The organism is Cytobacillus sp. NJ13, assembly GCA_030348385.1.
GTDB lineage: Bacteria > Bacillota > Bacilli > Bacillales > Cytobacillaceae > Cytobacillus.
Genome location: JAUCFP010000006.1, coordinates 391,427 through 405,312, shown reverse-complemented (window position 1 = coordinate 405,312; position 13,886 = coordinate 391,427). Strand labels below are relative to the sequence as shown.

Annotated in this window: 12 protein-coding genes; all 12 read right to left on the bottom strand. The window is 42.2% G+C overall.

Features of this window, described 5'->3' with window-relative positions; translation table 11 throughout:
• A complete protein-coding gene (locus tag QUF73_02070; GenBank protein ID MDM5224987.1) occupies nt 1–1,425 on the bottom strand; it encodes an NAD-dependent succinate-semialdehyde dehydrogenase in 1,425 nt (474 codons plus the stop codon).
• The gene (locus QUF73_02065; protein MDM5224986.1) at nt 1,412–2,719 is read right to left on the bottom strand and encodes an aspartate aminotransferase family protein; all 1,308 of its coding nucleotides are present in this window, start codon (nt 2,717–2,719) and stop codon (nt 1,412–1,414) included. Before QUF73_02065 ends, QUF73_02070 begins: the two co-directional genes overlap by 14 nt.
• Nucleotides 2,716–3,243: a gamma carbonic anhydrase family protein gene (locus tag QUF73_02060; GenBank protein MDM5224985.1), complete on the bottom strand. Its 528-nt coding sequence runs from the start codon at nt 3,241–3,243 to the stop codon at nt 2,716–2,718. Before QUF73_02060 ends, QUF73_02065 begins: the two co-directional genes overlap by 4 nt.
• Before the next feature lie 45 nt (nt 3,244–3,288).
• Complete coding sequence (locus tag QUF73_02055) at nt 3,289–4,434, bottom strand: CoA transferase (protein MDM5224984.1); 1,146 nt, start codon at nt 4,432–4,434, stop codon at nt 3,289–3,291.
• Nucleotides 4,435–4,471: 37 nt separating this feature from the next.
• Nucleotides 4,472–5,467 (bottom strand): aminopeptidase, encoded by a 996-nt coding sequence (locus tag QUF73_02050; GenBank protein ID MDM5224983.1) that lies wholly within the window; start codon nt 5,465–5,467, stop codon nt 4,472–4,474.
• A 46-nt stretch (nt 5,468–5,513) separates the two neighbouring features.
• Nucleotides 5,514–6,278, bottom strand: a complete 765-nt coding sequence (locus QUF73_02045) for an enoyl-CoA hydratase/isomerase family protein (GenBank protein MDM5224982.1) — start codon at nt 6,276–6,278, stop codon at nt 5,514–5,516.
• 8 nt (nt 6,279–6,286) lie between these two features.
• Nucleotides 6,287–7,420 carry a 2-keto-3-deoxygluconate permease gene (locus QUF73_02040; GenBank protein ID MDM5224981.1) on the bottom strand — a complete coding sequence of 378 codons (1,134 nt, stop codon included), beginning with the start codon at nt 7,418–7,420 and terminating at the stop codon, nt 6,287–6,289.
• A gap of 118 nt (nt 7,421–7,538) precedes the next feature.
• Complete coding sequence (locus tag QUF73_02035; protein MDM5224980.1) at nt 7,539–7,985, bottom strand: tripartite tricarboxylate transporter TctB family protein; 447 nt, start codon at nt 7,983–7,985, stop codon at nt 7,539–7,541.
• Between the two features lie 21 nt (nt 7,986–8,006).
• Nucleotides 8,007–9,041 carry a tripartite tricarboxylate transporter substrate binding protein gene (locus QUF73_02030; protein MDM5224979.1) on the bottom strand — a complete coding sequence of 345 codons (1,035 nt, stop codon included), beginning with the start codon at nt 9,039–9,041 and terminating at the stop codon, nt 8,007–8,009.
• Nucleotides 9,038–10,555 (bottom strand): tripartite tricarboxylate transporter permease, encoded by a 1,518-nt coding sequence (locus QUF73_02025; protein ID MDM5224978.1) that lies wholly within the window; start codon nt 10,553–10,555, stop codon nt 9,038–9,040. Before QUF73_02025 ends, QUF73_02030 begins: the two co-directional genes overlap by 4 nt.
• Before the next feature lie 15 nt (nt 10,556–10,570).
• The gene (locus QUF73_02020) at nt 10,571–11,551 is read right to left on the bottom strand and encodes a hypothetical protein (GenBank protein MDM5224977.1); all 981 of its coding nucleotides are present in this window, start codon (nt 11,549–11,551) and stop codon (nt 10,571–10,573) included.
• A 242-nt stretch (nt 11,552–11,793) separates the two neighbouring features.
• Nucleotides 11,794–13,578 (bottom strand): sigma 54-interacting transcriptional regulator, encoded by a 1,785-nt coding sequence (locus QUF73_02015; protein MDM5224976.1) that lies wholly within the window; start codon nt 13,576–13,578, stop codon nt 11,794–11,796.
• Nucleotides 13,579–13,886: the final 308 nt, after the last annotated feature.

Genomic DNA, 13,886 nt, shown 5'->3' with positions numbered 1-13,886 from the left:
TTATCCAATATTCAATGAGACAAACTTCTCTTCCAGATACTCCATTAACCCGTACTTGCCCCCTTCTCTTCCTACGCCGCTTTCCTTCATTCCTCCGAACGGGGCTTGTGCTGTTGTCGGCATCGCATCATTAATGCCAATAATGCCATATTCGAGAGATTCCATTACCCGGAAAGCGCGATTTAAATCAGAAGTGAAGCAGTAAGATGCAAGTCCGTATTCTGGATGATTTGCCCGTTCGATTGCTTCTTCTTCCGTTTCGAAGGTGAAAATCGGCACCACTGGGCCAAATGTTTCTTCTCTTGCAATCTTCATCGATTCATTTGCATGCTGTATAACAGTAGGCTGATAGAATACACCTTTAGCATTCATATCGGCCTGGGACCCTCCGCAAAGAACCACACCGCCTTTTTCTTTGGCATCCTCCACATGTTCAATGACTTTATCAAGGCTTTCCTCATTAATTAATGGCCCAATATCTGTATCATCATCCATGCCATTTCCGATTTGCAGACGGTTTACCTTTTCTGCAAACAAGCGGGTAAATTCATCTGCAACCTTTTGCTGAACATAAATCCGGTTTGTGCATACACATGTTTGACCTGCATTCCTGAACTTGCTGGCAACCGCTGCTTCAGCGGCTTTCTCTAAATCAGCATCCTCAAATACGATAAAAGGGGCATGGCCGCCTAATTCCATTGAAACTTTTTTGACCGTATTGGACGCGTCCCTCATTAATTTTTTTCCAACTGCCGTAGACCCTGTGAAAGTTAATTTTCGCACCTGCATGCTGTCTAATAAGGTTTGAGCAATCTCATTAGAAGGTCCAATAATCAAATTGGCTACTCCTTTAGGTAAACCAGCCTGATGAATGGCTTCAAAAATTTTCACTGCCGTTAAGGGAGTGGCTGAAGCTGGTTTTAAGATGACAGGACATCCGGCAGCTAACGCTGGTGCAATTTTGCGGGTAACCATGGCGGCTGGAAAGTTCCATGGTGTAATCGCGCCCGTCACTCCAACAGGCTCCTGCAGCACCAGTATGCGCTTATCTCTGCTGGAAGCAGGAATCGTCTCTCCATAAATCCGCTTCGCTTCCTCTGCATACCAATCCATATAAGAAATCGCGAGTTTGACTTCACCAATGGATTCTTTAAGTGGTTTGCCCATCTCTTTTGTAATGGTTACTGCCAGATCTTCTTCTTTGTCTCTTAAACGTTCTGCAATTTTTTTAAGGTATTGCGATTTCTCATCCGCACTTGTTTTCTTCCAGTCCTGAAAGGCAGCGGATGCAGCCTGGATTGCTTCCTCGGTTTCTTCTTTTCCTCCATAAGCGACCACACCGAATTTTTCTAATGTAGCAGGATTATACACCGCAATCGATTCATTTTTATATGAAGATTTCCATTCCCCATTAATATATAGCATGACCGCTCTCCTTTTTAGCGAGTTGCTGCAATCCTTCCTTCAGTACAGTAACTGCTTGATCAAGTTCCTCTTTTAATACCGTTGCTGGCGGGATAAACCGCAAAACATTCTTCTCAGTGCCGCAGGTTAAAAGAATGACTCCGTTTTCTAACGCAAAATTCTTCAGCCAGTTGACTGTACTGGCATCTGGGCTGCCTTTTTCATCAATGAACTCTATGCCAATCATCAGGCCCAGACCTCTAACATCGCCAATACCGGCAAACTCTGACTGTAAATCATATAATTGCTGCTTTAGATATCCCCCTAAAGTTTGGGCATTATCTATTCCTTCCCGTTTTAAAATTTCTATAGAAGCCAGGGCTGCCGCGCAGGAGACAGGGTTTCCGCCGTATGTGCCTCCATGTGTTCCCGGCTCCCATTTTTCCATAATTTCTTTCTTGGCAATGATGGCACTTAAAGGGAAGCCTGAAGCAATTCCCTTTCCTAAGGTAAGAATGTCCGGCTCTACTCCAAAGTGTTCATAGGCAAACATTTTCCCTGTTCGTCCGAAACCGGTTTGTACTTCATCAAAAATTAGCAAGATCCCATGCTGATCACAGATTTCTCTTATTTGCTTCAAAAATTCTTTCGGAGGTACAATATACCCTCCCTCGCCCTGTACAGGTTCAAGGATTATGGCTGCCACCTGGGATGGAGCAACTTGATAATGAAAAACCTCATGGATGCTTTGAATACATCTTTTCGTCTCTTCTTCATAACTCAGCCCTGTTCTAAAAGGATATGGATATTCACAGGCATATACGCTTGGAAGAAGGCCTTCATAATCCTGACGATAAGCTGAACTTGAGAAAGTAATCGATGTCGCTGCGAGTGTACGTCCATGGAATCCCCGTTTAAAGGATAGGATCGCTGGACGCTTTGTCGCTTTTTTCGCTAATTTGATGGCTCCCTCATTCGCTTCTGCTCCGCTATTTGAGAAGTACACCATTTTCTGATTTCCGGTTAATTCGTTTAGCTCCTCAGCTAATTGAATATAGGATGGATAGTAAGCCACATTATGGCCAACGTGAATCATGGTATCCATCTGCTGCTTTACCGCTTCAATCACCTCGGGGTGGCAGTGTCCAACATTATTTACTCCTACACCGCTCGCAAAATCGAGATATTTTTTCCCGTTCTCGTCCTCTACTGTTGATCCATATGCCTTCATTACGCCTATCTTCGTTGCTCTGTTGGCTACCGGGGGCAGAACACGGTTGCCTCTTTCTGCTAAACTTATATTCTCTTCAATCATAATGTCTCCTCACTCTCTTCAAGATAATCGCGTTTCCATAGCTCGATGTATTCTTCAGCATTTTTTTCCAGGTCATGTATTTCATTCTCTGTTAATTCACGAACGATTTTTGCAGGAACGCCAACAGCTAAGCTGCCTTTAGGAATCACCTTCCCTGGAGGAACTAACGCACCCGCTCCAACTTGTGCCCCCTTTTCAATGACAGCCCCATCTAAAATAATGGAACCTATGCCAATCAAAGCTCCATCCTCGATCGTACAGGCATGTAAAATGGCACCATGCCCTACTGTCACCATTTTCCCTATCCTTAAAGGAGCCTCAGGTGTCACATGGCAGATACAGCCGTCCTGGATATTGCTTCCTTCACCTATTTCGATAAAATTATCATCGTCTGCTCTTAAGACTGATTGAGGCCAGACACTGACATTTTTGGCTATTCTGACGTCACCAATCACTTGTGCCGAGCCGTGTATCATGGTTTCGGCATGAATGGAAGGAACCCGGCCTTTTAATTGTTCAATCATCCATATCCTTCTCCTTACTAGAAATGAGGATTATTCTGTCACACATTATTTAGCCACAAGCCCTAATTCTTTTAAGATTTCGTCTTTATGCTCTCCCAGCACAGGAGCAGCTTTCGCAACCTTTCCAGGAGTCTTTGATAGTTTGACAGGAATCCCTAATGCTTTTATTTTCCCGGCAACAGGGTGCTCAACCTCTTCTATCATTCTTCGGGATAGTGTGTGCTGGTCTGTTAAAGATTCAGGATACGTATTTATGGGGCCAGCAGGAATTCCCGCCTCCTCGAATTTTTCCAGCCAGTAATGTCTTGGGTGCAAACTCGTTTTCTCTTCAATTAATCTGACAAATTCATTTAAGTGCTGGATCCGAGATGCGTCATCAACAAATCGGTCATCAGATAAGAACTCCGGCCTTCCGATGATCCGGCAAAATACAGGCCAATGATGCGGTGTATCTGCGCCAACTGTAAAATAACCATCGCTTGCCCGAAATGCCTGATAAGGAGCAGACAAGCGGTGTCCGCTTCCGGTAGGTGCCGGTGTTTCTCCCGTAAACCAATATTGGGTGCTTTCCCAGACCGATAATGCGATCCCCGTATCATATAAAGAAGCGTCAATATACTGTCCCTCATTGGAATGAACCCTGGAATACAATGCGGATAAGATGCCATAGACTGAAAACAGGCCAGAACCCAAATCGATAATCGGAAGGCCGCACTTTACCGGGTTCCCATTCCGTTCACCCGTCACACTCATAATCCCGGTCATTCCCTGTGCGATTAAATCATAACCGCCACGGGAAGAATAAGGGCCATACTGGCCAAATCCAGAAATAGAGCAGTAGATCAGCTTTGGGTTAATCTGATTGAGTGTTTCATAGTCAACGCCGAGACGCTTAACTACTCCAGGGCGGAAATTTTCGATCAAAATATCCGCGGTTTCAATTAACTTATAAAACACTTTTTGATCCTCGCCATCTTTTAAATCAAGCGTTATGCTGCGCTTGTTCCGATTGATCGCCATAAACGCACCGCTTTCCCCTTCCTTATAAGGGGACCATCTTCTGGTGCTCTCTCCTTTTGGCGGTTCAACTTTTATGACATCAGCACCCATATCTGCCAGCAGCATTCCGCAATACGGCCCTGCCATGACCTGGCTTAAGTCAATCACTCTAATGCCTTGTAATGCACTCATTAAACCATCTCCTTCTATCAAAATGGATTCAATTCTCTCAAAGTCTATTTAAGGCTTTATCTTCAAATAAATAGAGTTCCTGGTTGTCCAGAATGAGTTTCCCGTCGATTTCTACCTGCGGATCCTTTACGACCATATCGTAATGGCCTTTGGCCTTAACCGTTCCCCCAATATATGCATTCGTACCTAGAGCAATGTGGATGGTTCCATAAACACCTTCATCACTTAGCATGCTGTTTTCCAATTCACATTCAGGATTCATGCCAATGCCAAACTCACCGGCAAAATAGATATTTCCTTCTTCATCATTCTTCTCCATCAATATTTTCCTGAATTGCTCAGCTTCTCTGCCTCCTGTAATCGAAACCGCCTTTCCTTCCTTAAACACTACTTCAACAGGAGTCTCAATTAGACCAACCCCTGGAATACTCCCGTCTACCACTAAAATTCCTTCAGCGGTTCCTTCAACCGGAGCAATGCTGGATTCAATGCAGTGGGCTGCCGAAACATCCGTACTATTTGCAAACCCAGTTAAGGCTCTTCCTGACCTGCCTTTGATGGAAAATCTTAAGTCTGTGCCAAGAGCTGTCGTGATGTGGACAGATTCTCCAGCTGTCAATATGTCTGCCAGTTTCTCCACTTGGGGTCTTAGTGCAGCAAAGTCAGCTTTTAACCCCTTGCTTAATAAAATGTCTTCATGTGCTTCTGGTAAGATTAATACTCTGGCTCCCGCCCTTTGTGCATCGTGCCGGGCTTTTGTATGGGCAATGTTATAGGTTGTCGGTGCGATGATCACATCAGCTTCCTTCATAGCCGCTGCGACTGCATCCGGCAATGCATCTCCATGACCTTTTCTTGGCGGCATTGAGATCGTGATGGGCTCAGCGTCCAGTGAACAGACTACAGATGCCAGTATTTTTGTGATTCCATCAGTCAAAAAATCTGTTAAGATTACTACCTTTTCCCCACTCTTAACACCTGCCAGAACTTTTACGAGTGCATCAGCTGCCGGGTACATTAGTGCTTCTTTCATCTTTTATAACAACTCCCTGATTCATCAATTTTTGTAAAGTTCAAACCTACATCCCTTTAAAAGCTGGCTGCTTCTTGTTAAAGAATGAATCAATCGCATGCCTGTGATCCCATGTATCCTGGCATTCAATAAATGCATCCAGTTCCTGTTTCATTGCTTCCTGCCACTCGGCATCCATGGTTTTTTGAATCGTGTTCTTCGCATGTCTTACTGCGATTGGAGCACGGGAAGCAATCAGCTCCGCCCATTCCATTGCTTCTGTTATTAAATTGTCAGGGGATACCACCCTGCTCGCCAACCCTCTTTGAAATGCCTCTTCAGCTGTTATCGTTTTGCCTGTCAATATCACTTCTTTGGCATATGCTTCACCCAATAGCCTGACTAACCGGGTTGGGCCGACAACCAGCCCAACCTTTACCCCTGCCGCACAAAGCTTTGCACGTTCCGACATGATGCGAATATCACAGGCTAAGGCAAGCTCGAACCCTCCGCCAAATGCATAGCCATTAACTGCAGCAATCACAGGCTGGGGCATTTCATTGACAATATCGTAAATCCTGCAATCTTCTTCTAAGAACTGCCGGACAGATTCAGGAGTCAGCTCTCCTTCTTCGTTTAAATCGGCTCCCGCACAAAAGGCCCGATCCCCTTCTCCAGTAAGGACAATAACCCGGACATCCGAGGAGGTTTTCAGCTTCTCCATATAGGGAACGAACTCTTCCCGGAATTCTTTTGTCAAAATATTCATTGGCGGATTCTTAATGGTAATGGTGCAAATAAAATCAGATATTTCAGCATGGATTTTTTCCAAACCTTTCATCACCCTTCTATTGATTCCTGTTCGAGCTCAGCAGAGATCTTTATTTTTTTGCCGGGTATATCCTCCAGACGGCCATCAATGCCTTTGCTTCTTTGATACTTATCCCACAAAATAACGGCTATTGGGCATAATATCGAAGTAGTTATAGTAGAAATTGAAATTTGTATTGTTGCTAAATTAGCAATTTCCTGAAAACTTTGAGCCTTCTCCACCGTCATCAGTCCTGCCCCCGCTGCCACTGATGCTGCTGCTGCGATTGCAGCAGGTGTACCCACTGCATTCCCTGCAGTTGATGCTTCTGCAACAGGTCCAATCGTGCTTTTTTCTCCAAATAGCCTATAAACCAGGATTCCGGTTAATGCCGTAAAAATCACTGTGGCAAACCCGAGAGCTAACCCTCCCCAAACAGCTTCAGGATTAAAGAAACTCATAAAATTCATTCCTGCTCCGAGACAGAAAGCAAAGAATGGTACAAGCAGCGTTTCACCAGGCTTTAAAAATTCCCGAATGTCTTCATCCAGATTCCCTAACAGCATTCCTAGTGCAATTGGAAGCAAGACAGCAATGAATGCGATTAAAGGAAAATTAACGCCAACCATTCCCAAAGCCAGCATGGTGAAAAAAGGACCGTCATTCAGAGTCAGGACGGAAATAGCTCCCACATCTGACCGATTCCCGTATTGACCTGTCAAAACGGCATACATTCCTTCATTTCCGTTGGTCATGGCGGCAATAATAGCCAGGGTTGATAATCCAAGCAGACCGTTCATTGGGTCAAAAAACATTCCAAATAAAATACCGATCGCAATCCCGGTTAAACACTTGCTTCCTGTTAATAGAATTCCTTTCTTTAAGGCTTTTCCGCCTACTCGCAAGTTCATCTGGCTGCCTGCACAAAATAAGAACAAGCCAATGAGTGTTAACGTTCCTGTTTTAAATAGTGCCTCAGAGAAACCTCCGATTTTCATAAACTCATAAATTCCTTCTTCAGCCGGCGATACCCCTATGCTCTTAAGGAAATTCATAATAAATGGAATGTGAAGCTGATCAATCGTATTAAATAAAGCGCCAAGCATCAGCGGGATGACCATCAGACCTCCGGGCACTTTTTCAATTGTTTGCTTTATCCTCATATAAATCACCGCCATATCTATTATTTGATATCCTTATACATTGAACTCTTTAAATCCTGATTCCTCGCCTAGCATTGAATAGTTGGATCAATTAAAAGAGTAAATAATAATTTCGTGTTTACGGTAATCGAATATACATGAGCTTTTCAAAAACCACATAAATGAATCCAATCATCCCTATGGATATGAATGTAGCCGTATACCAGCGAACTTCCCTATAATACAGGATGCCAATAAGTAAAAAGATTAAAGTAGAAAACAGAAAACCGATGAAGGGGATTAACAGGAACATATATACCACTGTCATAAGTATATATAGAAGCCCTCTTTTCATTTCTAGCATCGAAAGGGACTCTGCTTCCTCTTCACGCTCTTTTTTCTTTCTGATGGTCTGAACAAACTGCCAGATTGATAGACCTGTTAAACAATAGCCAAGAAGCATGGGAAACGAACGGGAAGAATTTAAAAAATGCTCTCCTGGCGGGAAGTTAAAGCTGCCTATTACTAAAAAGAGACCAATCGCTAAAACAATGCCCGCCAAAAGATAATCTTTATTTATCCTCATCTTTTCTCCTTTCTATCACTTTTATGGCCGGCTGATTCCTACCTCTTCTGGTGACCGTTTTCCTACACCAATGTCCCAAAGCAGCCAGCTTGTTTTTTCTGTGATTTCTTTTGTATATTCTTGACTATCCTCAATATCTGTAAGAACAATTGCCCGTTTCTTTGTAAATTCCTTAAATTCATCACTGTTTATTGCTTTGTTGTATGCGTCCCTTATCTTATTTACAATCTCTTCTGGAGTTCCGCTCTTCACGCTTGGCCCCCACCATGTTCCTTCCGGTACATATTTATCCAAGTCTGAAACAAAATCAGTTACCGGCGGGATTGATTCAAGGTCATCAACTTCAAACGGTTTATTATCCATAACAGCCAGTGAACGTAAATCCCCTGCCCGAAGCAGATCCACTACCTCATTAACCCCGCTGATCGAAAAATCCACCTCACCTTTCATGGCAGCCATAGCAGCATTTGAACCAGAGTCATACGTGATAATTTCGGCATCCCCGCCCACAACACTATTTACAATTTCCAGAGTGAGGTGCCAGGGGTCTCCAATGGCCGCCACACCAACTTTCGCTTTTCCATCTTTCAAGAGCTGAACGACATCATCAAACGTTTTTAGGCTCGAGTTGTCTTTAACTGTAAAATTGGCAATACCCATTGCGCCAATTCCAATTTGTTCGAAATCCTTATAGGTTAAATCTGTCATGCCCATTGTTGGAAATACACGGACCAGATCTGTTTGAAATAGGATTGTGTGTCCGTCAGACTCTTGTTCGTTAACATACTCAAGGGCAAGTGCACTGGATGCACCTGGCATGTTTCTCACCGCAATGGATTCTCCTAATTCTTTCTGAAGGATAGGCTGCAGTGTCCTTGCCATAGTGTCAGTACCGCCGCCCTCACCAAAACCCACAATAATTTCAATTGGCTGCGAAGGGTATGCACCTTTCGCTTCCTTGCTGCCAGATGCCTTTTGATTTGATTGATTACCAGAACATGCACCTAATATCAGAACCCCTGAAAATAGAGTCAGAACCATCATTTTTAATTTCATAAGTTCGCCTCCTTAGGCTTTATTTTCCCCCACACATTCTTTAAACGTTTTGATAAAAATTGATTCTGATTTAAAATCAGGAATACAATACAGACCAGTAAAAAAAGACTGATTGGGCGTGTAATAAATGGAACAAAGGAATAATCCGAACTCACCATCGCTCTTCGGAAATTTTGTTCCGCCATTAAACCAAGGATCAATCCTAACACCAAAGGAGGGGCAGCCAATCCGACTTTCCTCATAAGAAAACCGATTATGCCAAAAAGAAACATGATTCCAATATCAAATGGCCGATTATTTACTGCAAAAGTACCTACAACACTAAATACTGTTACAGCAAGCAATACTATACTTCTGGGAACAGAAAGGATTTTCTGGAATAAGTAAGAGAAAAATAATCCAAACACAAGCATGAACGCAGCAGATATTGTTAAGATAATAAAAAACTGATTTAATATATTTGGATTTTGTGTCAGCAAAAGAGGACCAGGCTGCAATCCGTGAAGTAAAAGCCCCCCTATAATAACTGCCGTGACTGCATCACCAGGGATACCAAGGGCCAGCATTGGTATATATGTACCTGGAACACAAGCATTATTTGCCGTTTCTGCAGCAACGATTCCTTCTGGATTCCCTTTGCCAAAAGTTTCAGGTTTCTTACTTCTTCGACGGGCCACATCGTAGGATACCCAGGCTGCTACATCTGCTCCAACACCTGGAATAGCTCCTATCGCGGCACCAATGACAGAAGATCTTCCGCCGGCAGGCAAAAACTTCAATAACATCTTCCACGGGGGAATGCTTGATTGGAATTTTTCTGCTTTCAAAGGCGGCTTCAGCTTCATAATAGAGTCAATTACCTCAGCAATTCCAAATACTCCGATTAAGACTGCAATTAGACTTAAGCCATCCATGAGAGCACTTTCTCCAAAAGTAAAACGCTGGGCACCTGTGATCTTATCCATTCCTACAGTGGCTAGCGCTAACCCTAGTAACCCGGAAATAAGCCCTTTCGACAATGATGCAGCCGTTAGGTTTGCACTCAAAATAATTCCAAACATGGCAAGCAGAAAATACTCCCATGATCCAAAATTCATACTTAGATCCAGCAGGAGCGGCGCCCCTATTAAAAATAAAACAGCTGCCAGAATAGTACCTAAAAAGGATTGGAAGGTTGCCAGTCCTCTTGCCAGTCCTCCTTCCCCCCGCTGAGCCATTGGATAACCATCCATAGCAGTCGCAGCTGATGCCGGGGTACCCGGGATATTTAAGAATATGGCGGGCGTGGACCCTCCATAGGTTCCTCCTATATGAACAGACACTATTAAAACCATTGCTTCTATCCATTCCATCCCCCAGGTAAATGAAATCAGCAAGGATACTCCCATGGTAGTAGTTAGACCTGGAAGTGCACCTACAGCCATTCCTGCAATTGTGCCAATAAGAAATAAAAGCATGATTTTAACTGTAAAGAAACTGGCCAGCGATTCGCCGATTAGACTTATTTCTCCCAAAAAAACCTCCTCCCCCTAATCTATATAAAGTTCTCCGACTTTCATCAGGATTTTCCCATCCACTTTGATAGTCGGTTTTCGAATCACTAAATCACAATGCCCAGGGGCTCTGATACTGCTTCCAAATGTAATTCCGTTGCCAATTCCAATATGCATCGTTCCAAACTCTGCCTCGTCTTCAAGCTGGCCTCCTCTGCCAATTTTCGCCTTTGGGTTCATGCCAATTCCCATTTCTACTGCGCAATATACATTGGGATGATTGTAACTTTCCAGCGTTTGCTTAAGCATTTCAGCATCTTCTTTACCTTCAATGGAAATGATTCTTCCTTCACTAAAGACGACTTTAACCGGATCTTCACAAGCCCTTCCCGGCACAATGGCCCCATCAATGTACATGACTCCTTCTGTCGTTCCTTCTATTGGTGCCACTGCTGTTTCAATACAAGGAGGCGGTGAAATACTTCCAGGTTCATGACAAATTCCAGTTTGAGGTACAGCATGGCGTCCTGAAATGGACATGGTCAGCTCTGTCCCTAAATTGGTTGTAATGCTCAATCTTTCTCCTTTTTCAAGAATGGCGGATACTTTATCGATTATTTTCTTTTGCGCAAAATAATCGATATCAAGCGAACCATCTAAGAAAACCTCCTCATTTGCATCAGGCATAAATATCAATCTTGCACCTGCATTACTTGCTTCTTTTCTGGCAGTTGAATGATTAATAGAAAAAGTTGTCGGAGCAACGATCGCATCAGCTGCTTTCATTGCTTCTGCAATGATTCTTGGCGGTTCATCGCCATGCCTTGTGGTGGGATTCATAATTGTCATAACAACTTCTGCTCCCATCCCTTCTCCAACAAGTGCGAAAACCTCTCCAATTTCTGTCGTATTTGTATCCGTTAGAATCAATAAGTTTTCTCCAGGTTTTACATTGAGACATGTCTTTAATAAAGTCTGGACGGACTTCATCATGAACATTTTATTGATCATTTTCATTGCACTCCCCCTCGATTCTTTATACACTTCTTAAGAATGCAAGTATCATGCCAAGTTTTGAATTTTCCGAAACATTTTCGAAAACCTATCTGTATAAGGGAAATGCATTACAACTTCTGCATTTTTAAAATCATCAAAACCAATCGTTATTCGCAAATTGCAAAAAAAAACATAGAAGATCTGTCCAGATTATAAAGAAAAGACAAATCTACTATGTTTTTAACGTAATCGCAATTTGCGAACTATAATTGCATTTTGCGATTAAGCTCGTATTTATTAATTTTCCTGTATAGGGTTGCTACATTAATACCAAGTTCATCTGCTGCTTGTTTTTTTCCATTCAATGTATCACTATATCTCTTTAATACATCCATTATCATTCTTTCTTCCATTTCTGCCAGAGTAATATTTTCTTTATCACCATTCAGGTGATTTTGTTCACGGATTCTTGGAGGCAGATTTTCTACTTCAATCCAGTGATCAGTTGCCATATTTATGGCATATTCCACAGCATTTTGAAGTTCACGTATATTACCGGGCCAGTTGTACGAACATAACATTTCCTCCGCATCAGGAGTAAAACCTCTCACTTTTTTTCCAGTAATTTTGTCATAATGCTGCACAAAATGCTGAAGCAGGACTAGAATGTCACCATCTCTTTCCCGCAATGGTGGAATATGAAGCGGAATGACACTTAGCCTAAAAAATAAATCCTGCCGAAATTCCCCATCAGCTACCATTTTTTCTAAGTTTTTATGGGTTGCTGCAACGACTCTAATATCAATATCTATTGAGTTATTAGAACCAATCCGTTCAATCTTTCTTTCCTCTAATACTCTTAACAGCTTCACTTGTAAATGCAATGGCATATCACCTATTTCATCCAGAAAAATGGTGCCTCCTTGTGCCATTTCAAATTTTCCGGGCTTTCCATTTTTCCTTGCACCCGTAAACGCACCCTCACTATAGCCAAACAATTCACTTTCCAGTAAATGTTCAGGAATAGCTGCACAATTAATGGCCCGAAATGGTTTATTTACTCTTTTGCTTTCTTGATGGAGTGCTCTGGCAAAAAGCTCCTTCCCTGTTCCGCTCTCCCCCAAAAAGATGACTGTAGAATCTGTAGCCGCAACTTTTTTGGCTGCAGCCTTTGTCTGCAATATAGCCGGGCTTTTCCCCACAATAATATCGAATGTAGAATCATCTACCTCTGATGTTATAGAATAGGCAAACTTTTGAACTTCAGCTAAATCTTTGAGCGTAATCGCACATCCGATTATTTGGCCGTTATGAATCAAAGGGTTGGCACTGATTATGACTTGAATCATTTTTCCATTCACAACAAGAGAACATTCTTTATCCGAATATCCTTGTCCAGTCGTAAATACTTTGGTAATAGGAAGGTTTTGAATAACATCTGAAATATTCAAAGTTAAAACATTGTGTTTTTTTATATTTAATATTTCTTCTGCGGAACGATTCATCTCTAAAATGTACCCTTTCTGATCAACAGCAATGATTCCCTCGTACATGGATTGAATCGTAACTTGAAGCATCTGAGAGGTCGATAAATATTTCTTTAAAAGCGATGTTCCATTTATTTTGCTGCTGATTAAATCTGCCATTTTCCCGAGATAATTTGATAAAATACGATGCTTCTCTTTAAACTCATTTTTTTGTTTTTCAGAGAATGCTGTTAAACTGATAACCCCGACAATTTCGCCCTCATGTGTTAAAGGAAATGAAACATCTGATTTTTCAGGGCAATTTTGATGAAGGATACAGCTTTTGCATACGTCATGAAAACCTGGCTCTAAATTGTAAACAGGCTGATTTGTGTTTAAGACTTCTTCGATGATATGCCCTCGAACTGGCTCACCCACAACTGCATGCGTGCCCCCTCCTGTGGCCGTAACAACAACTTTATTTTTATCATAAATAATTACTTCTAAAGTCAAAACAGATTTAATAGCTTCTGCTACTAAGTTCACTTCTTCTTGAATTTCAAAAAGGATTGATTTACCCATTCATATCCTCCTCGTTCATTGGTTCCTCCTAATTAGCAGGAAGATCGTTCAGTCTTTATTAGATTTAGGATTATATATATCATTCGATTCGACACGAAAAAAACCTCTGGAAAATTCTGAATATTACTTAGGCATTTGCGGGATTTTACAAAAAATGATGCAATAAATATGGACCAGGCATTTTACATAATTGAATTCAAGATACGGATTATCCCGGAAACTTACACCCAAGTCTTAGCCAATATACAAATAGAAGCTGCTCATTTTGAGCAGCTTCTCACAGATTATAGACTTTGCTTCATTAAAGA